This window comes from Staphylococcus sp. HMSC14C01 (assembly GCF_001808085.1).
Taxonomy (GTDB): Bacteria; Bacillota; Bacilli; order Staphylococcales; family Staphylococcaceae; genus Staphylococcus; species Staphylococcus hominis.
In genome coordinates this window covers 36,535-59,911 of sequence record NZ_KV792054.1, presented here as the reverse complement: position 1 = coordinate 59,911, position 23,377 = coordinate 36,535, and the positions used below count along the sequence as shown (strand labels likewise).

General features: G+C 33.9%; 24 protein-coding genes. 7 read left to right on the top strand and 17 right to left on the bottom strand.

The annotated features are described in order from the left end of the window. Positions 1–30 precede the first annotated feature (30 nt). The 3 genes from HMPREF3131_RS10760 to HMPREF3131_RS10750 all read left to right on the top strand — a co-directional run bounded on the left by HMPREF3131_RS10760 (position 31) and on the right by HMPREF3131_RS10750 (position 3,257). Positions 31–1,563 (top strand): sodium:solute symporter family protein, encoded by a 1,533-nt coding sequence (locus tag HMPREF3131_RS10760; protein ID WP_002449381.1) that lies wholly within the window; start codon positions 31–33, stop codon positions 1,561–1,563. Between the two features lie 107 nt (positions 1,564–1,670). Further along, on the top strand, positions 1,671–2,498 hold the full coding sequence (locus tag HMPREF3131_RS10755; RefSeq protein ID WP_061544125.1) for a CPBP family intramembrane glutamic endopeptidase: 828 nt from the start codon (positions 1,671–1,673) through the stop codon (positions 2,496–2,498). Positions 2,499–2,570: 72 nt separating this feature from the next. Beyond that, entirely contained in the window at positions 2,571–3,257 is a 687-nt protein-coding gene (locus tag HMPREF3131_RS10750; protein ID WP_061544124.1) for an NDxxF motif lipoprotein, read from the top strand. A gap of 104 nt (positions 3,258–3,361) precedes the next feature. Here the strand turns inward: HMPREF3131_RS10750 and HMPREF3131_RS10745 are convergent, their stop codons facing one another. The 7 genes from HMPREF3131_RS10745 to pcp form a co-directional block, all read right to left on the bottom strand. Further along, on the bottom strand, positions 3,362–4,165 hold the full coding sequence (locus HMPREF3131_RS10745; RefSeq protein ID WP_048679934.1) for a CPBP family intramembrane glutamic endopeptidase: 804 nt from the start codon (positions 4,163–4,165) through the stop codon (positions 3,362–3,364). Positions 4,166–4,319: 154 nt separating this feature from the next. Beyond that, a complete protein-coding gene (locus tag HMPREF3131_RS10740) occupies positions 4,320–4,946 on the bottom strand; it encodes an ATP-binding cassette domain-containing protein (RefSeq protein WP_002449241.1) in 627 nt (208 codons plus the stop codon). Further along, complete coding sequence (locus HMPREF3131_RS10735; protein ID WP_017175528.1) at positions 4,933–5,706, bottom strand: ATP-binding cassette domain-containing protein; 774 nt, start codon at positions 5,704–5,706, stop codon at positions 4,933–4,935. The genes HMPREF3131_RS10740 and HMPREF3131_RS10735 overlap by 14 nt, the downstream gene beginning before the upstream one ends. Continuing rightward, positions 5,673–6,440, bottom strand: a complete 768-nt coding sequence (locus tag HMPREF3131_RS10730) for an ABC transporter permease (protein WP_002449346.1) — start codon at positions 6,438–6,440, stop codon at positions 5,673–5,675. The genes HMPREF3131_RS10735 and HMPREF3131_RS10730 overlap by 34 nt, the downstream gene beginning before the upstream one ends. Further along, positions 6,430–7,389 carry an ABC transporter permease gene (locus HMPREF3131_RS10725; RefSeq protein ID WP_002449445.1) on the bottom strand — a complete coding sequence of 320 codons (960 nt, stop codon included), beginning with the start codon at positions 7,387–7,389 and terminating at the stop codon, positions 6,430–6,432. The genes HMPREF3131_RS10730 and HMPREF3131_RS10725 overlap by 11 nt, the downstream gene beginning before the upstream one ends. Next, a complete protein-coding gene (locus HMPREF3131_RS10720) occupies positions 7,382–8,944 on the bottom strand; it encodes a nickel ABC transporter substrate-binding protein (protein ID WP_070436812.1) in 1,563 nt (520 codons plus the stop codon). Before HMPREF3131_RS10720 ends, HMPREF3131_RS10725 begins: the two co-directional genes overlap by 8 nt. A gap of 160 nt (positions 8,945–9,104) precedes the next feature. Further along, positions 9,105–9,743 (bottom strand): pyroglutamyl-peptidase I, encoded by a 639-nt coding sequence (gene pcp / locus HMPREF3131_RS10715; protein WP_049379388.1) that lies wholly within the window; start codon positions 9,741–9,743, stop codon positions 9,105–9,107. Positions 9,744–9,925: 182 nt separating this feature from the next. On the opposite strand from pcp, the gene HMPREF3131_RS10710 reads away from it, so the two are divergent. Continuing rightward, positions 9,926–10,699 (top strand): acetoin reductase, encoded by a 774-nt coding sequence (locus HMPREF3131_RS10710; RefSeq protein ID WP_002449443.1) that lies wholly within the window; start codon positions 9,926–9,928, stop codon positions 10,697–10,699. Between the two features lie 85 nt (positions 10,700–10,784). Here the strand turns inward: HMPREF3131_RS10710 and HMPREF3131_RS10705 are convergent, their stop codons facing one another. From HMPREF3131_RS10705 to HMPREF3131_RS10695, 3 genes are all read right to left on the bottom strand, one after another. After that, the gene (locus tag HMPREF3131_RS10705) at positions 10,785–11,762 is read right to left on the bottom strand and encodes a choloylglycine hydrolase family protein (protein WP_070436810.1); all 978 of its coding nucleotides are present in this window, start codon (positions 11,760–11,762) and stop codon (positions 10,785–10,787) included. 19 nt (positions 11,763–11,781) lie between these two features. Beyond that, positions 11,782–12,972 (bottom strand): MFS transporter, encoded by a 1,191-nt coding sequence (locus HMPREF3131_RS10700; protein ID WP_070436809.1) that lies wholly within the window; start codon positions 12,970–12,972, stop codon positions 11,782–11,784. Between the two features lie 102 nt (positions 12,973–13,074). Continuing rightward, on the bottom strand, positions 13,075–14,037 hold the full coding sequence (locus tag HMPREF3131_RS10695) for an oxygen-dependent tRNA uridine(34) hydroxylase TrhO (protein ID WP_017175522.1): 963 nt from the start codon (positions 14,035–14,037) through the stop codon (positions 13,075–13,077). A gap of 259 nt (positions 14,038–14,296) precedes the next feature. Here HMPREF3131_RS10695 and HMPREF3131_RS10690 point away from each other — a divergent pair, with 259 nt between their 5' ends. Together HMPREF3131_RS10690 and HMPREF3131_RS10685 are read left to right on the top strand one after the other, a co-directional pair. After that, positions 14,297–15,277, top strand: coding sequence for an SMP-30/gluconolactonase/LRE family protein (locus HMPREF3131_RS10690; protein ID WP_048683302.1), 981 nt, complete (start codon positions 14,297–14,299; stop codon positions 15,275–15,277). A gap of 178 nt (positions 15,278–15,455) precedes the next feature. Beyond that, positions 15,456–17,102 carry a phospho-sugar mutase gene (locus tag HMPREF3131_RS10685; protein ID WP_048761906.1) on the top strand — a complete coding sequence of 549 codons (1,647 nt, stop codon included), beginning with the start codon at positions 15,456–15,458 and terminating at the stop codon, positions 17,100–17,102. Between the two features lie 73 nt (positions 17,103–17,175). On the opposite strand, the gene HMPREF3131_RS10680 is transcribed toward HMPREF3131_RS10685, so the two are convergent. From HMPREF3131_RS10680 to HMPREF3131_RS10650, 7 genes are read right to left on the bottom strand one after another with little or no spacing between them, the layout of a single operon-like run. Continuing rightward, positions 17,176–18,030 (bottom strand): urease accessory protein UreD, encoded by an 855-nt coding sequence (locus tag HMPREF3131_RS10680; RefSeq protein ID WP_017175519.1) that lies wholly within the window; start codon positions 18,028–18,030, stop codon positions 17,176–17,178. Beyond that, positions 18,030–18,644, bottom strand: coding sequence for an urease accessory protein UreG (ureG, locus tag HMPREF3131_RS10675; RefSeq protein WP_017175518.1), 615 nt, complete (start codon positions 18,642–18,644; stop codon positions 18,030–18,032). Before ureG ends, HMPREF3131_RS10680 begins: the two co-directional genes overlap by 1 nt. 12 nt (positions 18,645–18,656) lie before the next feature. Further along, on the bottom strand, positions 18,657–19,346 hold the full coding sequence (locus HMPREF3131_RS10670) for an urease accessory protein UreF (protein WP_017175517.1): 690 nt from the start codon (positions 19,344–19,346) through the stop codon (positions 18,657–18,659). Next, a complete protein-coding gene (gene ureE / locus HMPREF3131_RS10665; protein ID WP_002449547.1) occupies positions 19,339–19,791 on the bottom strand; it encodes an urease accessory protein UreE in 453 nt (150 codons plus the stop codon). Before ureE ends, HMPREF3131_RS10670 begins: the two co-directional genes overlap by 8 nt. An 11-nt stretch (positions 19,792–19,802) precedes the next feature. After that, positions 19,803–21,518 carry an urease subunit alpha gene (gene ureC / locus HMPREF3131_RS10660; RefSeq protein ID WP_017175516.1) on the bottom strand — a complete coding sequence of 572 codons (1,716 nt, stop codon included), beginning with the start codon at positions 21,516–21,518 and terminating at the stop codon, positions 19,803–19,805. After that, complete coding sequence (locus tag HMPREF3131_RS10655) at positions 21,518–21,925, bottom strand: urease subunit beta (protein ID WP_017175515.1); 408 nt, start codon at positions 21,923–21,925, stop codon at positions 21,518–21,520. The genes ureC and HMPREF3131_RS10655 overlap by 1 nt, the downstream gene beginning before the upstream one ends. 13 nt (positions 21,926–21,938) lie before the next feature. Then, positions 21,939–22,241: an urease subunit gamma gene (locus HMPREF3131_RS10650; RefSeq protein ID WP_002449337.1), complete on the bottom strand. Its 303-nt coding sequence runs from the start codon at positions 22,239–22,241 to the stop codon at positions 21,939–21,941. Positions 22,242–22,441: 200 nt separating this feature from the next. Between HMPREF3131_RS10650 and yut the strand changes: the two genes are divergently transcribed. Beyond that, positions 22,442–23,344, top strand: a complete 903-nt coding sequence (gene yut / locus HMPREF3131_RS10645) for an urea transporter (protein WP_070436807.1) — start codon at positions 22,442–22,444, stop codon at positions 23,342–23,344. Positions 23,345–23,377: the final 33 nt, after the last annotated feature.

Genomic DNA, 23,377 nt, shown 5'->3' with positions numbered 1-23,377 from the left:
ACGACAGAATATAAACAAGGGGTGATCCTTATGCAACATATAGGATTTGGGTTATGGAATTGGATAGCAGTTATCGTCTATCTTGTAGCAATGTTATTAGTAGGTGCCTATTTTACTAAACGTGCAAGTCAAGATACTGATAGTTTCTTTAAAGCAAGCGGACGTTTACCATCGTGGGCAATTGGCTTTTCTATTTATGCGACTACATTAAGTGCAATTACGTTTATGTCTACACCTGAAAAAGCTTTTTTAACTGATTGGGCCTATATAGCAGGAAATATTGCAATTGTAGCAATCATTCCAATATTAATTGCTTTTTATGTTCCATTCTTTAAAAAATTACATGTAACTTCAGCTTATGAATATTTAGAAGCACGATTTGGACCAAGTATACGTTTAATTGGATCATTATTATTTATTATTTTTCACTTAGGACGTATTGCAATCGTTATTTATTTACCAACTTTAGCAATAACTGCTGTATCTGATATTAATCCATACATTGTAGCAAGTTTAGTAGGTATTTTATGTATTTTATATACATTTTTAGGTGGATTCGAAGGAGTCGTTTGGAGCGATTTTATCCAAGGTGTCATTTTACTTGGTGGAGCACTGCTTATCATTATCATCGGTGCTTTTGAAATAAAAGGTGGATTTGGCACAATTGTACATGATGCTATTGCGAATAAAAAAATTCTTAGCGCAGATAATTGGAAACTTAACTCAGCAGCAGCGGCGATCCCAATTATTTTCCTGGGAAATATTTTTAATAATTTACATCAATATACAGCGAGCCAAGATGTAGTACAACGTTATCAAGCATCAGAATCTATGGAAGAAACCAAAAAATCATTATGGACAAATGGTGTCTTAGCACTAATTTCAGCGCCTATTTTCTATGGCATGGGTACGATGATGTATTCATTTTATCAGCATCAAGAAACATTGCCTAAAGGTTTTAATACATCATCAATTGTTCCATATTTTATTTTGACTGAAATGCCCCCATTTATTGGTGGATTACTTATTGCAGCAATATTCGCTGCAGCACAATCAACAATTTCATCAAGTTTAAATTCAATTTCAGCATGTACTTCTGAAGATATTAAACATCGCTTCTTTGGAAAAAGGGATGATAAATCAGAAGTGAAATTTGCTCGATTAATTATTGTGATAGCAGGTTTATTAAGCTATGGTATTTCGATGTATTTAATTGCAGCAGATTCTAATAATTTATGGGATTTATTCTTACTTATTACTGGATTATTTGGTGTGCCGTTAGCTGGAATATTTGCAGTTGGGATATTCACAAGACGTGCAAATACATTTGGTGTCATTGTCGGACTATTTGCAGGAGTAATTATCGCTTATTTACTTCATGGAATAGGTGGAGGAAACTCACCATTTTACGTATCAATTATTTCATTTTTAGTTGCTTTTATTTTAGGTTATATCGTAAGCTTGCTTGTACCATCTAAAAATGTAAAAGATATTACTGGTTTAACGATTTACGACAAAAATAAAGCTTCTACATATATATCTAAAATAGCAAAAAGAAATTGATTTTTAATATTAAGAGAGTAGGAAAATGAATTCATTGTCAATTCAATCTTACTCTTTTTTCTATGCTATGATAAATTTATATACATCACTTATATTGGAGAATAAAAATGAAAATAATAAAAATTGTTGGTATGTTTCTTTTAGCGATAATCATTATGGTTATTTCTCAAACGATTGCGCTATTATTTGATACATTGATACCATTTTATGGAATTGGAACAATTTTATCGAGTATCACTTATATTTTACTTACATTTTTCATCGTAAGATGGATAATTACTCATGTATTTAAAGAGGCGCTATCTTCATATCGAATTACAAAACCTGTATTTCATCCGATTTATTTGATTTTAGGGATTGCATTACCGTGCGTAGTATATGCGATTTACTTTATTTTTATACCGGGAGATTTTAAGATACATCATTTTAACTCAATCAGTAAGACGATACACGACTTGAGTTACATTATTTTTATGCAAGCTGCAGCTGGTGCTATTGTCGAGGAAATGGTGTGTCGAGGTCTTTTAATGGGCTATATTGAAAAGAAAACGAACATTCGAATCGCAATCGTTGGTACTTCACTGTTTTTTGGCGTGATTCATTTATTGAATGGTGCTCTAAATGTTACAAGTTTCCTTTTATTGTTAGCTAGTGGCACTTTAGTTGGTATGATGTTTGGTATAGCAACATATCGATTTAACACCATTTGGGCGAGTATCACTTTACATTTCTTTTGGAATGTCTTTCAAGTCGTTTATATCACTACAAAAGAAACTGACTATAACGTCTTTCAATATGTTTTACGTTTTAAAAATATGGTGCTTACGGGAGGACAGTTTGGTTTTGAAACATCTATCGTCTCTACCATAGGCTATACCATTGTGATTATTGTTCTGTTAATGTGCCGTAGTCCATATAAAGATAGCAACTTATAACGCATTCAAAAGTAGTCGTAATTGTTCTATACTTAAAGTAAAGATAAATAAACGTAGTTAAGGAGAAAAGTTATGAAAAAGATAGTGGTAGTAATGCTTATTCTCATATTATCTATTGGCTTAGTGGGATGTCATCGATTGTCTAAAGAGGATAGTGACCATTCGGACAAAGCGGATACACAAGAAGAACATTCAACAGAAGACAATAAGAGTTCTGATGATCAAGATATCAGTCTAGAATCAGATACAAAGGTACCGGATCATGTTTTTGAAAAAACATCAGTACGACATGTACAGATTTCTGAGAAAACGATTAAAAAAGATATTAAAAAGTATATTAATATTGACAAAAAGATTAACGATACGATCAATACATATAAAATAAAATTATATTCCAATCAAAAATTATCCAATACAGAAGCAAATAAATTAAAAAAACTTGTTCAATTAGAGAATGAGAATGATACAAATTTTGCACAATACATTCAAAATAATCAGATGCCAAATAATGACTATGCGATCTATACTGATAAAATAAGTCGTTATATTTCAACAGCCAATCGCATAGAGCAAAAAAGTTTAGAAATATCATTAAAATCAGATGATGATACATCTATTTTTAATGATATTGAGCAAGTGAATAAAGATCAAGATATTGTAAATGATCGAGAAAAACAAGATATTACAAATTTCTTGGAAGATAAAAATATTAAAACTGAAGCGTTTAATGAGGATTCAAATCATATTGATATAGATTAATCGAATGAATTAAAAAAGGAGTGGGCCGATGAATTCAAAATGAATTCCGATCCACTCCTTTTTTGGCGAGATAGTTGTCGACTTCATTTAACTGGTATACTTTTTTAGCTAAACATTGCGATAAAGTAACTCACAATAATCACAATACCCGTCACGCCATTATGAATCATATGAACCATCATACTATCTCTAACGTTATGACGACGATGATAAGCGAGATAAAAAATCATCGCCATTGTGATATACATTAAAACAGCTACCCAATTTGAAATACCATGTTGAGAAGCGAAAATAAGTGAAGATAAAATAAATGGTAACCAAAAACTGCTACGTTTAAATAGTGTCTCTTTAAAGATACCTCGATAAATTAATTCTTCTAAATAGGGAGCTACAAACGTAAGGGTAAGTGCAAATACTATGACAGGAAACGCTTGTCCAAGTTGATCGGGAGAAGGTTTCGCGCCTTGAAAGTTACCCAGTAATGCCTTATCATTTTCTGTCTGTGCTTGACCTGTTATTGCCATCATTAGAAAACTCATTCCAATGACAATAACGCGAAGTAATAGTGCCCATCCGATATTAATCATAATATCTTTGCGTTTAAACGGTTTAATTGGCTCATATGTATGCCGTTGATAATAACGTCTAACCAGCCAAATAACGACAGCGGCTAACAGCATAAATAATAATGTTGCTAGTGTTCCACTTGTAACATCCATTTTTGCAGAAAAATTAGTAATAAATAAAATAAGAACAATAGGAATCTGAGCAAGTAACATCCATCCTATAAAAATAAGAACATTTAAGAAGCGATTCCCTTTAGGATAATGTTCATCTTTTTTATGATAATGAGAGTCAAGATTTGAATCTGAATGCATACGTGTTTCTGTAATACCTTGTTGAGTCATGATTGTATCACCTCTAATGTTTTTATTTGAACTACGTATACTGCAACTTGAACATAACATACTCTGATTTCAACCTACAACTTACTTTATAAAATATTTGAACTATTTATGAAAAAAGTGAGACAAAACTCGTTGTCCCACTCTTTATTTTGAATTAACCAATATTTAAATGTTTACCAGGTAAAGCTTTCAATAAATATGAATCATGTGTAATGATAATTAACTGTAAATGTTGAAATTCTCTTAACATTTGTAAGATGATATCTTCGTTCACCATATCTAAATTTGTTGTTGCTTCATCTAAAATCAAGACATCTGGTTCTACAAGCAAAGCTTTTGCTATCCATAGCCTTTGGAATTGGCCACCACTTAAAGTACTCACTTTTTTACCAAGTAATTGTGATTCTAACTTACATTGCGACATGACTTCTTTTATTCTGTCCTCATGTATAGCTTTAGGATAATGAAAATGAATTAAAGGTTGTTTTAATATCCAATGAACTGTTTTATTTGGATCAAGTGTACTCGAATGATATTGAGGCACATATTGGATATGTTTCATCCATTTGTGTTGTGAAATATGGCCAAGTTCTAAATCGTTATATATGAGTGTACCTTGATAATTTGAATCTAATCCTGCAATAATTTGAGCCAAAGTAGACTTTCCGCTTCCACTTACGCCACTTATCAATAAATGATCGTGTGTCTCTAATGTATAATTAAAATTTTTAAATATCTGTTTATTAGAAAAAGCTTTATTTAACTGTTTAATCTGTAACATATTGATATCTCCTATTAGCTAGTTCAATCAATTGCTTCGTGTAAGCATGCTGAGGATCACGTAAAATATCAGAAGCACGCCCTGTTTCTACAATGTTTCCGTTTAGCATGACACTGATATGTGTTGCATAGTTTAAGACTAAGTTTAAATCATGAGTTACAAATAGCACTGTCATATCATGTTCTGTCACTACATGATGCAGTAGAGCCATTAAACTATGACGATTGTGTTGATCTAGCGCACTAGTCGGTTCATCTGCAATTAAAAACTGTGCTTCTCTTACAATAGCCATGACAAGTGCAACTCGTTGTGCCATACCACCACTCAATTCAAAAGGATACTGATAATAAATGGATTCAGGTTGGTCCAATCCGAGATGTTTAAATTGACGTAATACAAATGCTTTTTGTTGATCACGTGTTAATGAAGATGACATAGAGTCAAACAATGCATCAAAGTGTCGCTTGATACGAACATTTTGGAAAAAATTGCGATTCGCATCTTGGAACATTGCATCCGTTTGCGTTAAATCGAGATGAATCTCACCACGATAGGTTAAATCATCTTCTTTCATATTCAGTACAGTACGTGTAAGTAAAGATTTACCACTCCCACTTTCTCCAATTAAACAATGAAAGCTTCCTTTTTCAATCTTTAAATGTATCTGTTTAAGTAATGGTTCATGTTTGTGATAAACAGATACATCATTGATATAAAGGACTGTATCTAATGTAGGTGACGACGATTGAGTATTTGACATATGAGTGCGAACCCTCCTAATAAGACACCTGGAAAGATAAATAACCAGGGCGCAGAATAGAAATAACTTTTACCGTCATGTAAAATGGCGCCTAATTCAGGAATAGGGGGTTTTACTCCTAAACCAATAAAGGCGAGACCGGAAATACTTAACATTAACTTACCAAAATCTGCAGTAACAAGTGCCATAATGTCACTGATGAGATGTGGCACAATGTGATGTATTGTAACTTGGAACTTCGACATCCCACTAAGTGGCGCAAATTTAACGAACGGTTGTGTCATCGTGTCACGTGCTAAATTTCTGAAATACCGCAAATAGCGACCGAGCCAGCCGATGATGAGTGCAAGACATAATCCTACTACAGAATTATTAATAAAACCAAGGACGACAAGCGCGATAATGATAGCTGGTAAAGCGATTAACATATCTGCAAGTGCCATAATGATAGAATCTAACCATTTACCTACTATAGCTGAAATAAGACCAATGATCAGTCCAAGCACGATTGTCCCTATCATAATGAATGCAGTAAGACCAAGTGTAATCAAGCTACCTACAAATAGTCGTGTTAGAAAATCTCTACCCAAATCATCCGTACCAAGTAAATGATGTAAACTTGGGGGACGTAATGCTTGAGATTGATGAATTTGATTTGCTTTATCATATAGGGCATAAGCGAGTACAGCTAAAATGATTATTGCAATAGGCCATATGAAATGTTTAATCTTCATACGTTACTCGCCCTCCTAACGTTTTCGACATATTCAAACGAGGGTCACTTTTTTCTAGTAAAATATCACCCAGGAAATTCAATATCATAATGATTGTAATCATCATCATTAGAATACCTAGAATGAGTGGATAATCCCGAAGATTAATACTAATAATAAGCAATTTTCCTAACCCTGAAATACTAAAAATGACTTCTAAAATAATGACTCGACTGAATAAACGAATAAAATTATTAATTGTAATCGTAAGTAATGGCGCTAAGATGTCTTTAACTTGTACGTAAATACGATCTTTTAATTTAAACTGACGTAATGAGGCAAGTTGGTATGCTTCATTACGAAGTGTACGTTCAAATAGATGACTGCTGAGTAAAACCATATGACTCCCTTCAACTAAGACTAAAATAGCGATAGGTAGAATAAAGTATTCAAAGCTATAACTTCCAACAAATGGTAGAAGATGCCATTTCACACCGAAATAGTAAATAAAAATAATGGCTAACCAATATTCTGGTAGTGATGTCACCACTTGAGACGCACGTAATATGAATATAGACCACTTTTTCTTAGGATAATTCCCACAGAGATAGCCAATAATATAGCCAAGTGGAAATAAGATGATGGCTGAGATAAAAATAAGTTTCAAGGTAGGAGCAACGGCTTTAGCAATACGGTCAGTGACAGGCTCGCCGTTACTAAAGCTCGTGCCTAAATCGCCTGTAAATGCATGGCCTAACCATTGTAAATAACGAATAGGCAATGCTTGGCTTAATCCAAGTTTATCTTGAGCCATCTTAATTCGTTCATCTGTGATTTGTGCGACACCATGTTCATGTAGATATTGAATCGCTGGATTTCCAGTTGTATGTTCAAGTAGCACAAATAAGATAAACGAAATAATAATGAAATATAATATAAGTTTAAGTAAATGTTTAATCATACTAATCATGATGAGATACCTTCAATTTATCGTAATTAATGGGTGCATCCGTTTGTCCTGAGAATTCGAATTGCTTAATTTTAGGACTTGTAACAAACACTTCGTTTGGATAAGCAATTGGCACTTCAAGATACTGTTGATTGATGCGATGTGAGATGTGATTAAATGCACGTTGTTGATCATCCTTATTGGTAATGGTTGAGAAGCGGTTAAGCATTGTTGTTAGCTGAACATCGTTTGCGAACATACCGGGCTTATCTCCGTCTTGCTTAAAGCGTGCATTTAAAAAGTTATATGGCATGAGCGCATTCGTATAAGAACGATAGAAAATAAGATCATAATCTTTTCGGATAGTGAGTGTTTCATAATACGTTTGGGCATCTAAAACGTTAATATCCAAATGAATACCTACGTTTTTCAAATCTTGTTGCATAATTTCTGCTTTTGTTTTCCATTCAGGAAATTCATCAGTTTGGAGCGCTAATTTTAAAGAAAGGTCTCGTCCATTTTTTTCAAAGTAGCCCCGATCATTTTTTTTATAGCCTAATTGTTCTAATAAGCGTGTCGCTTGAGTAGGATTATATGAATGGGTGTGTTGATTTGTATCATTCACGAATTCTACGCCGTCTTGGAATAATCCTTTAAGCTGCTTATTTGATGATAAGTGATCAGTATTAATCGCTTTACTGATTACTTCGCGCATCTTTTTATTTTGAAGTAATGAGACCTCTGGATTAAAGGCCATGAACTGTGTTTCTGTACTTGGATATTGTTTTACCTTTAAATCTTGATTACGGTATGATTCCTTGATTTGTTGAGGAGTCAAATGTCCTAGTGAACCCCCTGTAATATCAATAGAATGACTTTCCATTGCAAGATGTCTCGAATCGCTATCTTCAATTGTTTGAAAAATTAAATCGTAATCCAATGGATGATGGTTGTGATAATAAGGATTCGGTTTAAAAGTCACAGTCTCATTTGTTGAATCTGCTACTTTGAATGGTCCTGTACCAATCGCTTTTTCAAATTTTCCAGTGGTTTTACCATCTTTTACCGCATGTGGACTCATGATACGTAGCGGACGTATTTGTGATAATTCATTTAATACTTGATTTGATGGCATTTTCAAATGAATATCTACAGTATAGTTATCTTTAATAGTAACCGACTTCAGTTTATCTAATGTTTCCATAGGATTCGTTTTATCTGTCGCTTTCGCACGTTCAATTGAAAATTTGACTGCTTTCGCATCAAAGTTCGAACCATCATTGAATTTAATATGGTGTTTTAAGTGAAACGTATAATCTTTTCCGTTATTAGAGACTTTCCAAGATTTAGCCAAACCAGGCTCAATCTTTCCATTTTCTCCATATGTAACAAGAGGTTGGTATATTGCACTGTAGACAGGCATCGGAACATCAAACGCTTGTGCATCTAACTGGCTCGGGTTAAATTCTCGTGCAAGAGATACTTTCACTTCTTTGTGTTGATGTTGATCATGTGTACATCCAGTTAATAGTAGGGAGGCACACATTGCGAATGACAAAAGCAGATGCTTTTTCAAATTTAAAACCTCTTTCAATTTATATTCGTCACTTATTAATGATACATGGAAACATTTATTTTGAAAATAAAAATGTCTACAAAATTATATGTTTTGTAGACAAATAAAATCGTTTTAATTATAGAAATTGTATCTTACATATCACTAATCATCTTATTTTCTAATGTGTTTCTCCTAAAGCTACTTTAACATCAGGGTGGTCTGAAATCGCATTGATTGCTGCTGTAAGTCCTTTTGTAATCGTATCTAAAGACATCGAAGGTGTATTAGGTTTATCTATGACTTGTTCTGGAATAAAGGGCACATGGATAAAGCCAAATCGTAAGTTAGGATAATACTTATCTGCAAGGTAGCCTAATTGATAAAGCACATGATTGCAGACAAATGTGCCTGCGGTATTCGATAAACTTGCTGGAACACCCGCTTTTTTAATTGCTTCGGTCATTGCCTTAACAGGAAGATTTGAAAAGTAAGCTGGCGCTCCATCTGGATGAATGGCAACATCAATGGGTTGATGTCCTTTATTATCTGCAATACGTGCATCATCAATATTAATGCCTACACGTTCAGGTGTAATATTGAAACGTCCCCCTGCTTGTCCAATCGATAATACCACGTCGTAATGATGATGTTCTAATTCATGTTGAATCACATCTTTTGATTTGTGAAATACAGTTGGGATTTCTAATGTTGTAATGGTATGTGCCCCAATAGTAGGGTCCAGTTGTCTAACCGCTTCTAATGCCGGATTTACCTTTTCTCCGCCAAACGGATCAAATGCAGTAACTAAAATATTCATAAGAAAACATCTCCTTTAATTTTTTACAGTTTAATACGTAAGGTATAAACACTTATTTACATCATTAAACAGATGATGATATAAGGCAACGTAAAAGATATATGAACAGTTTGTGAATCATTTAAAATTAAGAATAAAATTAAACTATAAGGGTAAAATAATTATGTAAAAGGAGTGGTATTATGACAAAAACAGCAGTCATTACAGGTTCAGCAGCAGGATTAGGAAAAGGAATTGCTCAACGTTTAGCCAATGATGGATTTAATATTGTGATTCAAGATATTAATCAAAAAGCTCTAGAAAAAACAGAACAAGAATTTAAAGAGAATGGATATAACGTGGTAGCATTTCATAGTGATGTTTCTAAGAAAAAAGAGCAAGAAGAATTAGTTCAATTTGCAGTGGCAGAATTTGGTCAAATTGATGTATTTGTAAATAATGCTGGTGTAGATGCGGTATCACCTATTTTAGATATTACAGAAGATGAATTGGATAAATTATTCCATATAAATGTATATGGCACGTTATTTGGAATTCAAGCGGCAGCAAAACAGTTTATTAAGCAAAATAGTAAAGGTAAAATCATTAACGCATGCAGTATTGCAGGACATGAATCTTATGAGGTATTAGGTACATACTGTGCTACTAAACATTCAGTACGTTCTCTCACTCAAACTGCAGCGAAAGAATTAGCTGAAAAAGGGATCACGGTGAATGCATATTGTCCTGGAGTTGCTAAAACTGAAATGTGGGATCGTATTGATGCTGAAATGGTTAAACTAGACAGTAATCTAAAACCAGGTGAAGCATTTGAACAGTTCTCATCAGCAATTAAACTCGGACGTTATCAAGAACCACAAGATGTGGCTTCTTTAGTGTCATTCTTAGCATCATCAGATTCAGATTATATTACTGGACAAGCCATTTTAACTGATGGTGGACTAGTTTATAGATAAAATAAAGAATGATAAAAGTGAAAAAATAATAAGCCTCTCTTACAATTTAATGTAAGAGAGGTACTTTACTAGATTTAAAAATATGTTAGTCATTCACTTTTTCAGTATATAACCCTTTGTTCTTTCTCGAAAAGACTATCAAATCGTCACGATTTATTAAGTCATTGGTGAGTTGTAATTCTGTAATGGTATTCGAGTCATAATATTTAATATAGAGGGTTTTTGTCGTTAAATTAAAAACAGTTTGATATAACGTATAATAAAATCTATTGTCTGAAGGGCGAACAGCGCCTTTTGGTACACTCACATGGTCTAAAATTCTAAATGCATCTAAGATAGGATGGTCATCGCTATTTGGTAATAAGTGATGAACAAGATAAGCTGCGCGAACAAAGCGTTCGCCAGATGTATAACCTCCAGGTAAACCGAATGTGCCATTCATATTCCCTAAGTTCAATTGTTTTGAAAATGTATTGTCAATGTTATATGGTGTCACATGCATATAGTGTTTCAAATTTTCATAATGCCAATTTAAATCTGGGTTATTTGTGAGCACGCCAATTGGATTATCAATCACGACGATGCGACCATCATTAAATGTCACTTCCACAGTGCGCCCTGTCGCATCAGATAAATGATAATGTAATGGAGGAACTTCGTTAATATCACTATATGAATAGGCTACAACGTTAACTTGTTCCGCATTTTCAATAAATTCTTCAATCGTTTTGTTATAGCCAAGCGCCCAGACAAGCACTTCTGTTTGAGAAATATTGATATAGCCGTCACGAATGTCTGTCGCATATGACGCATATCCACGATCGTATTGATTGGACATGGCAAGTCCATGTTCATTGACGCCATCTCCAAAAACAAACCCTTCCATATCAGAACCAGCACCTGCAAAGGCATATAACGTTTCTCCTTTATAGTCGACATGCGATTTAAAGGAGTATCCTCGAGGTTGAACTGCAGGAAAGCCGTTCAAAGGATAATCGTAATCCATCGTTCTTCCAAAAATAACATCTCCATTGCTGGCTTGAAATGTAATGCCTGTACACATATCGTCGTCTCCTCGTAAATTAATTTTTAATTGCTGTTTTAAAATATAAACCTAAAACAAATGTTAACACATAAGCAACGCTACTAATTACATATGCCCACATCACTCCTTGATTATCTACAACAAGAGAAATACCTAAAGTACCAAGTGAGAAAAATACACTGTTTAATAAATTATTCAGTATATAGGTGGATGTTAGGGCTTCTTTTGGTACTTCACGTTGTACAACTGAGTTTAAAGAAATATAGCGTGAATCTTCGAAAATTCCCATTAATAATGAAATTAGTAAAGCAAGTAACACAGATTTATGTAGGATAAAGCTGGCATTAATCAAAGCTAATATGAGCGGAATATAAATAATAATAGGGTAACTTATTTTTGTGAAAAATTGATCTTTATCATTCATCCATAACCCAGCAATAATTGTCCCACTAAAGAAGGCAGCATTGATGAGTCCAAACCAAAAATCATCGACATGTAAAAATGTTCTCGTATATGTAAGAATAATTGCAGCAACCCAAATGGACGTTGCGACAGATTCGAAAATTATAGATAGATTTAGATATAAACTCAGTTTATTGGAATAGTTATGACGTAATACAGTTTTAAAGCTATTTAATATATTTTCTTTTTCATTATTATAAATATGCCGTTCTGAAAGTTGAATAATAAAGAAGTAGGATAGGATTTCTAGTACAAGCGCAAATAAAAATAAATATTTAGCGCCAATCAGACTCATCAGAAATCCACCTAATGCCCATGTCGACAATTGAACCATACTACTCATCATATTCATTAAAGCGTTCGCCGAAGTTATGTATTCTTTCTTTTCAATAAAAGGAATCATCGCGTTCTTAATTGGATTGGTAAAGCCATCAAATAGAGCATTTATAAATAGTAGAATAAAAATAAATATTGGAGATTCCTCGAATATAAGTAGACTTGCGATGATGGATAGACTCACAAGTTTAAGCCCTTGGAAAATCCACAATACTTGTTTTTGAGTAAAATACTGATAAATATAATTTGAAATAAAGCTACTAACAAAGAGTCCGGAAGTAAAAATAATTGGAATCATAGAAGCGGCAGTCGTTTTTGAGGTTATACTATATACTACCGAAATTAAGCCGACAACGATTAACACGTCTCCAGTATTTGCGAATAGCTGACTATAAAAAAGATGGAAGTAATCTTTACTGTGCTTCTTCATAACAATCACCTTATGTAAGTTTCAATTTAAGTTATTATAGCACAGTAAGTATGTAAAAGTACCCTTTAAAAGTAGGTTGATACTTATAAAGGGTACATATCATTATGCGTGAATATGTTCAGGAACATCTTTAAAGTTCTCTAAACGACGATTCCATTCCTCATCACTAATATGGTGTTTTGCAACGTAGCGATTACGTTTATGTTTAGCACAGTCATATGAACATGCGCCAAGATATTTTGCTTCATTTTCTTCGGATACTAAAATTTGTTTATTGCATTCTGGATTTGCACAGTTAATATAACGTTCGCATGGTGTGCCATCAAAGTGTTCTTTACCAATCACTGTTTTGTCTACATGGTTAACATCGACACTAATACGTTCATCGAAGACGTACATTTTGCCATCCCAGTACTCACCTTTTGTTTCTGGGTCTTTACCATACGTAGCAATACCGCCATGTAATTGTCCTACATTTTCAAAGCCTTCTTTTACAAGCCAGCCTGAGAATTTTTCACAACGGATACCACCCGTACAATAAGTCACAATGTTTTTACCGTCTAATTTTTCTTTATTTTCACGAATCCAATCTGGTAAATCTCTGAAGCGTGTAATATCTGGACGAATGGCACCGCGGAAATGACCTAAGTCAAATTCATAATCATTACGTGCGTCTAAAATAACAGTGTCATCATCTTCTAATGCAGCTTTAAACTCACTAGGTGAGTAATATTTACCAGTTGTCACACGTGGATCAACATCATCTTCTAATCCTAAAGCAACAATTTCTTTTCTAGGACGTACATGCATTTTTTTGAATGCATGGCCCTCAGTTTCATCAATTTTGAAAGTCATATCTTTAAAACGTTCATCTGCATGCATATGTTCAATATATTTATCTGTATCTTCTTTTGTACCAGATAATGTACCGTTGATACCTTCTGTAGATACTAAGATTCTACCTTTTAAGTTATGTTCTTTACAAAATGCTAAATGTTCAGTAGCAAATGTGTCAGGGTCATCAATTGTTGTATATTTGTAATACAATAACACTCTATAATCCATTTTCTGATTCTCCTCTAAAAGTTAATTTATCTGTATGTTAAACGTATCTAAATTGTTATTTATATAAAAATCGACATTATAATATTTTAACAAAATTATAACTTCTTTCAATATTTGCGCTCATAAATCAGTCAATTGACCTATACAAGGAGAATCATTTTACTTATTGAAATCGATTACATATAGTAAGCTTAAGTTTAGAATGTTTCAAGCGTATAATAAACTATGTAAATGAATGACATAAGGAGGCTTATTTAATATGTTGGATAATAAATTACCTAAATTAACGTATAGTGGTAAATCTAAAAGTGTAGTTCCTATTGTTTCTGAAAGTGAATTACAAACAGTTACAGCTGAACCATGGTTAGAAATTTCAGATGAAGGACTTCAACTTGAAGGACTTATTTTTGATAGAGAACATAACTTATTTTTATGTGAAGTATTTGGTGGAAAGATTTTCAAAGTTAATCTACCAAGCAAAGATATTTCTGTAGCGTTTCAATCAGAAAAACAAAATCCAGCTGCAGTAAAAATTCATAAAGATGGACGATTGTTTACATGTTACTTAGGTGACTTTGAATCTACAGGTGGTATTTTCGCAACAGATGAACATGGAGAACACTTTGAAGACATTATTTCAGAAATCAATACAGATTATTGTATTGATGATATGGTATTTGATAGTAAAGGTGGTTTTTATTTCACCGACTTTAGAGGGTATTCAACGAATCCTAAAGGTGGCGTCTACTACGTTTCTCCTGATTTTAAAACGGTGACACCCGTGATACAAAATATTTCTGTTGCTAATGGTATCGCACTTAGTACTGATGAAAAAGTACTGTGGATAACTGAAACAACGACGAATCGCCTTCACCGTATTCAATTAGAAGATGATGGTGTGACTATTGCACCGTTTGGAGCAACCATACCGTATTATTTTACTGGTCATGAAGGACCTGATTCTGTTTGTATTGATAGTGATGACAACTTATATGTTGCAATGTATGGACAAGGCCGAGTTCTTGTCTTTAATAAAAGAGGGTATCCTATTGGTCAAATCTTGATGCCAGGTCGTGATGAAGGGAAAATGTTGCGTTCTACGCATCCGCAATTTATTCCAGGTACAAATCAATTGTTAATATGTACCAATGATATTGAGAATAATTCAGAAGGTGGATCAATGATTTATACAGTAGAAGGTTTCGCTAAAGGACATGAAAGCTATCAATTTCAATCGTAAATAGCTATAAATTACAATTAAAAACATCCTTACTTATCGTAGTGAGGGTGTTTTTGAATTGTATTATTGTAGATAGGATTTTAATTAAAAAAAGATAAGTATCATGTGAAACATAAATAGATATCGATTATACTAAAGAAAAGAATAGGACATACATCATGTATGAGAGGAGTATTGGATGAAAGACAATTGGATAACACATAAAGCAGATAGTCTCGTAGGAACATTCTATGACCAACAATCATATCAATTTCAACAAGAAGGGTTTGAAACGACACTTTCCTTTGGAACAGCAGGTATTCGTGGTCAATTTGGTTTAGGTCCAGGACGTTTAAATCGATATACCATTCAACGTCTAGCTTTAGGAATTGCATATTATTTACAAGATAATATGGCACAACCTTCCATTGTCATTCATTATGACATTCGTCATTTATCAGCAGAATTTGCAGACATTATCGCACATATTTTAGCAACACATCATATAAAAGTGTATTTATCAGATACATATCAAACAACGCCTCAATTATCCTATGCAGTGAGGTTTCTTCAAACATCTGCAGGCATTATGATTACAGCCAGTCACAATCCTAAAGACTATAATGGCATTAAAGTGTATGGTGCTGATGGAGCACAGCTCGATGATATCGCCTCACTTGAAGTGGCTAATTATATTGAGCAATTAGATGATCCACTTCATTTAGAAATTGAATTAAATGAGGCGTTAATTAAAGAAAATATTTTACCCTTACCAGAAGAGATTAATAAATACTACTTTTCGGAAATTAGCCAATTGATTGGTGACATACCTCCATCAAACTTAAATGTGGTGTATACGAGTTTGCATGGTACAGGAACACCTATTATTCCGAAGGTGCTAAGCCACCTTCACTTTAATAACATTGAACTTGTTGACTCACAATGTAAAATTGATCCTGATTTTAGTTCTGTAAAAAGCGCCAATCCAGAAGAACATGAAGCGTTTGATTTAGCTATCAAACAAGCCCAATACTCTAAAGCTGATTTAATCATTGCGACAGATCCTGATGTGGATCGAATGGGATTCGTTGAACGAGATCATGATGGTCATATTCACTATTTTAATGGTAGTGAGATTGGTGCGTTAATGATTAAATATTTAGTTGATCATACGACGCTTCCTAAATATCCAGTCATGATTCAATCCATTGTAAGTGGTGAACTAGGAAAACGTTTCGCAAAGCAACATGGAGTCACTGTGAAGGAAGTCTTAATTGGTTTTAAATTTATTGCCAAGGCCATTCGCGAATTAAATAACGATGAAGCGTTTATCTTTGCTTACGAGGAAAGTTATGGTTATCTTGCGGGAGATTTTGTGAGAGATAAAGATGCCATTCAAATTGTGCCACTTGTGATCAAATATGCGTCAATTTTAAAAAATGAAGGCAAAACCTTACGCGATGCATTAACTGACATTTACGAAGAAATAGGATATTATTGTGACCAACCTATATCTAAAGTATTTGAAGGGCAAAAAGGTCAACAAGAGATTGCAACGTTAATGGAACATCTTCGTCAACACATTCCAGATACGTTGGGCGGATTAAAAGTGATAGCAGTTGAAGACTATCAAAGTCAAAAGAGAATCAATAAACGGGATGATAAAATTGAAACGATATCTCTGCCAAAGTCAAATGTGATTCGGTTGATCTTTGATGAGGGATTTGTTGCATTACGTCCTTCAGGAACAGAACCTAAACTCAAATTCTATCTTTCACTTAATGTTGACGATTTCGAACAAGTTTCGCATGATATCTATCAATATATATTTAATGATAATAAATAAAATAGAAAAATAAGTATAAAAAAATAACACCTTATATCGAGTCTTTATACTCATGATATAAGGTGTATTTTAATTAATATTTTCTTAAAAAGTCGAGTTGACGATGATACAATTTATCAGCAATATAAGCTTGGACGCGTGTAAGCACTTCTTCAATTTCTTGTGTCAGATTAGATAATACACGTACTGTAAAACCATGTGTAGGTAATTGCGTAATACCAATACGGCAATCGTATTGCTTTGTATAATCTTTAATTTCATCATACACATCTTCAATGAATTTTTGCGTTATATTAGGGTGTATACAATAAGCCGAACCAAGATGTGTATAGTTTTCCATATAGCCAATCGAACTCATTTTTGTTTCACTTGGGTGCATGCGTAAATTATCGTAGGTGATAAGCACATCATCTACATAAATTTCATTAATTAAATGCATGTAGTCGTAAGTGAATGGTGTGTCTTTTTCAGAATAGCCTGGGGTTAAAATATCGGTATAGAACATTGATGCACTTTTATCTAAATTAAAGACGTTATGTTGGAAAAACTTTGCTCTTTCATAAGCAATAATAGGATCTCCTACATATTCCATATAACCATCTTTTGCTATATTGAATGTTTGGTATTGTTTCACGCAATCGTTTAACGTCTTATATATTTTAGTTGCACCTTGAGAGGTCAAAGTGACTTTAGCATCTTCTTCAACATTAATATCCATACGATAACGATCGCCATCTAAATAACCACCGCCAACATTTACGATATAAAATGTTGGAATCGTAGAAAAATTTAAATAAATTGGACGAATAACCTTTAACGCTTTTTCGAAAAAGATATTACGGGCAACAGAACGCTCACCATTATTAAAAACAGTGAGATTCAATTGTCCAGTCCAAGAAGGTTTTGAATCGAATTGATGTTGTACCATTAAGCTAATCCTTTAAGTAATGCATCGCGTTCAATCCATTCAATGACATTATCTAAACCCTCGTCGGTTTTTAAATTTGTAAATGTGAAGGGACGATTGCCACGAAATGTTTTAGTATCTTCTGCCATTTGGTCAAGTGATGCACCAACAAATTCTGCTAAATCTGTTTTATTAATGATAAAGTAATCAGATTTAATCATACCTTGTCCACCTTTACGTGGAATTTTTTCACCTTGAGCTACATCGATGATATAAATAGAGAAATCTACTAATTCAGGACTGAAAGTAGCAGCTAAGTTATCGCCACCTGATTCGATGAAAATAAGTTCAATATCCTCATGACGATCTAATAATTCATCGATTGCAGCAAAGTTCATTGATGCATCTTCACGAATTGCTGTATGTGGACAGCCACCCGTTTCCACACCGATAATTCTATCTTCTGGTAAAACACCAGTATTCACTAAGATTTTTTGGTCTTCTTTTGTGTAAATATCGTTTGTAATCACGCCAATACTCATATCTTTTGATAGACGACGTACAAGTTTTTCAATTAATTGTGTTTTACCTGCACCTACAGGACCGCCTACACCAATTTTAATTGGATTTGCCATGTATATTACCTCCTATGAAATAAAGATTCTCACGTTTACGTTTTCATGCTCCATTTGATTCAGTTCTAAGCCAGGAGCTGTTAAACCGAAATCTTCTTCGCTTAATGTGAGAATGTGTTGTCGTGTCCGTTCGATATGTGGAATCATCTCCGTCACAACTTGTTGTCCTATTGTTTGACCTAAGGGAATTGCACGTACTGCATTTTGCGTTAAACTGGAAACATTCTGATATAGATAGTAATCAATAATCGTTTCAATATCGACGCCTAAATAATGTCCTAGCATTGTAAAACAAATAGCTGGATGCAGTTTTGCACGTTTATCTTTCATTTGTTGATGATACCAATTAATCCATGGACTATCATAAAGTTCTATAGCAAGTTTTACCATACGTGTACCCATTTGTTTAGTACCTACACGTGTTTCTCTTGGTAAACTTTGGACATAAATTAATTGATCAAGGTGTAATACTTTTTCTGTATCACCATTATTTAAAGCGTTATAAACTAAACGCATTGCAAGGCCATCTGAATAGGTTAACTGCTCATTTAGAAAGAGTTCTAACCATTCTCTAAATGATGTAGCATCATGAACTGTCTGACGTTGAATATACGTTTCTAGTCCAAATGAATGACTAAATGCGCCAGTAGGGAATTGTGAATCACAGAACTGAAATAGTCGTAAATGTGAATGATTAATCATGTGAGTGACCTATATGTCTGAAGGCTTTATTCACTTTTCGATCTTCATGGCTATAGGGAATACCTAGCGTTTTTAATAAATCTTCTACTAGGTAGTCATATTGTACAAGCATTTCAGTTTCTGTGAATTGCGCAGGTAAATGACGATTACCTAATTGATGCGCAATATCTCCCATTTCTTGTATGTTACGCGGCTTAATGACAAGTAAATCTTCCGAGTTTACATCTACTACAATCATATTGTTGTCATCTTGATATAAAATATCGCCATATTGTAAATCGATAGGTTGTTTTAAACGAATACCGATTTCATTACCGTGATCTGTTGTGACACGTTGAATACGTTTAACCAGATCAGAGTTTTCAAGATATACTTTTTCTACATGCTTTTGTTTTTCCTCTGCAGAAAGGTTAGCGATATTGCCTTGAATGTCTTCTACTATCATCTGAGTACCTCCTAGAATAAGAAGTATCTTTGTGCTAATGGTAATTCAGTTGCTGGTTCACTTGTGATTTTTTCACCATCTACAAATACTTCATATGTTTGTGGATCAACATCTAATTTAGGTGTTGCATCGTTATTTTTCATATCTTTTTTAGTAAGATTACGGATACCATGGACTGGTCGAACCATACGTTCTAAGTTTAGTTGGTTATAAATACCATTTTCGTATGCTGTTTTAGAAACGAATGTAATCGCAGTGTGTTGTTTATTTGCACCATATTGACCATACATTTTACGATATTTCATAGGCTCTGATGTTGGAATAGAAGCATTTGCATCACCATTCACAGCTGAGTTAATCAATCCACCTTTAACAACAAGTTCAGGTTTTATACCGAAGAAAGCTGGATTCCATAGAACTAAGTCAGCTAATTTACCTTTTTCGATTGATCCAACATAGTCAGAAATACCATGTGTAATCGCAGGGTTAATTGTATATTTTGCGATATAACGTTTAATACGATTGTTATCGTTATAGTCAGTATCACCTTCTAGAGCACCACGTTGTTCTTTCATACGATGAGCTACTTGCCATGTACGTGTAATGACTTCACCCACACGTCCCATAGCTTGAGAGTCAGAACTTACCATGCTAAATACACCCATATCTTGTAATACGTCTTCAGCTGCAATCGTTTCTTTACGAATACGTGAGTCTGCGAAAGCAATATCTTCAGGGATAGATGCATTTAAATGGTGTGTAATCATAACCATATCTAAATGTTCATCTACAGTATTATGTGTGTAAGGTAATGTTGGGTTTGTAGATGAAGGTAAAATATTCGGATACGATGCAGATTTAATTAAATCTGGCGCATGTCCACCGCCAGCACCTTCTGTATGGTACATGTGTAAAACACGGTCTTTTACAGCGGCCATTGTATCTTCCATGAACCCTGCTTCATTTAATGTATCAGCATGTAGAGCAATTTGTACATCAAATTCATCTGCTACATCCAATGCATGACTTAACGCTGAAGGAGTTGCACCCCAGTCTTCATGTACTTTTAAACCGATCACACCAGCATGAATTTGTTCAATTAATGCAGTGTGGTTTACAGCTTGTCCTTTACCAGTGAAACCAACATTAATTGGTAAATCTTCAGCAGCTTCTAGCATACGATGGATATGCCAAGGTCCAGGTGTAACGGTTGTAGCTTTTGCACCTTCTGATGCACCCGTACCACCACCGATATGTGTTGTCACACCACTTTCAAGCGCAACTTCTGCTTGTTCGGGGTTAATAAAGTGAACATGTGTATCGATACCACCAGCTGTTACGATTTTACCTTCAGCAGAGATAATATCAGTTGTTGAACCAATAATAATATCTACGTTATCCATGATATCAGGGTTACCTGCTTTACCAATGGCAAAGATATAACCATTTTTAACACCGATATCTGCTTTAACAATTTTGTCATAATCTATAATTAATGCATTTGTTAATACTAAGTCAGCCACTTTGCGGTCATCACGTGTAACGTTAGGGTTTTGAGCCATGCCATCACGAATAGATTTACCGCCACCAAACGTTGCTTCTTCACCGTAATTTGCATAATCTTTTTCAACAGTTGCAAATAAGTTAGTGTCACCTAGTCGTACTGCATCGCCAACAGTTGGACCATACAAACTTGTATACTGAGATTGAGTCATTTTAAAGCTCATTACTGTTTACCTCCCATTTTGTTCACATTTTTTTCGCCATTATCACCTTTTGGCGCAGCATATTCATCATTTTCACCAGTTGGACGATAAACGCGATCTTCGTCAATTTCACCGTTAACTAAACCTCTGAAACCATAAATTTTACGGTTACCAGCATATTCAACGAGTTGAACTTTTTTCTCATCACCAGGTTCAAAACGAACAGCAGCACCAGCAGGAATATCTAAGTGTTTCCCATATGCTTTTTCTCGATCAAATTTTAAACCTTCATTGGCTTCAAAGAAATGGAAATGTGAACCAACTTGAATTGGACGGTCTCCAGTATTTTTAACATTGATCACTGTTTCAAAATGACCTTGATTAATTTCAACTTCTGTATTTTTTATTTTAATTTCACCAGGTTTCATTTAAAAATCCTCCTTACACGATTGGATGATGAATAGTGATTAATTTAGTTCCATCTGGGAATGTTGCTTCAATTTCAATATCAGTCAACATGCTATCAACGCCTTCCATGACATCATCTTTATTTAAAATTTGTTTACCGTAACTCATTAAATCAGCTACAGTTTTACCATCACGTGCACCTTCTAGTAATTCATCACTAATAAGTGCTAATGCTTCTGGATAATTTAATTTTAAGCCACGTGCTTTACGTCGACGCGCTACTTCAGCAGCTACCACGATCATTAATTTATCTTGTTCCCGTTGAGTAAAATGCACTGTTATACCTTCTTTCTTTTAAAAATAAGTACTGCAACATTAATCATAAAACTGTAGAATATTTTTAACAAGTAATTTATCTTTTAAATTTATTTAAAATCACTTTTTAAATTAAATTTGTATATATTTTTAATGTTACAAAAGTGTTTAAAAGGTATAATAATTAGAAAGGAAATGAATAAAATAATAAAGGTGAGTTTATGAAATATGTAGAGATTTTCTTAAAAAATATTGCTCAAGTTGTATTTATGAATAATAAATGGTCTGGGCTTTGTATTCTTATAGGATTATTTATTGCAAATTGGAAAGTTGGATTAGGAGCAGCAGTGGGAAGTCTCATTGCACTTGTTCTAGCGCCGTACTTTAATTATAGTGAGGATGAAATGAATAATGGATTAGCTGGATACAATTCAGTATTAACAGCAATCGGGTTAGCGTTATTCTTAGAAGCATCTTTAGTGAATTGGATTGTACTTATTGTAGCGACCACTCTTACTTTACCAGTTGGAGCTGCAATCCGAGAAATTTTAAAACCATATGGTCTACCCATGTTAACTTTTCCATTTGTCTTTATGACTTGGTTAATTTTAGCAATGGGCATGCAATTTTCAAAAATGCATATCACAATAGATATTTTGCCTACTAAAATTAAACATCCAGACATCAGTCATTCACATGTGAATTTTATTAGCGGTATCATTACAAACTTTAGTGAAATTTTCTTAGTGACATCAATCATTGGTAGTCTGTTAATTATTATTGGTATTTTTATTGGTTCAGTAAAAGGCGGGATCTATGCAGTAGTATCAAGTATTTTAGCAGTGATATGTATCACATTACTAGGTGGAGACTATCCCACTATTACTGATGGATTGTACGGCTATAACTCAATATTAACGGGTATTGCGTTGGGTGCGACGTTTAAAACAAAATTCAATCCGATTCTTGCAGTGATTACTGGTTTATTATTAACAGTAGTGATGCATGGTGCATTAGCTACAACATTAGCCCCAATTGGTCTTCCTATTTTCACCGCTCCATTTATTTTTGCAACGTGGCTTGTGATGTTTGCAGGTAAAGAGCAGCATGAAGTTAAAAGTTAGAACATATTAATGAGAGTGAGACCGCATTTATTT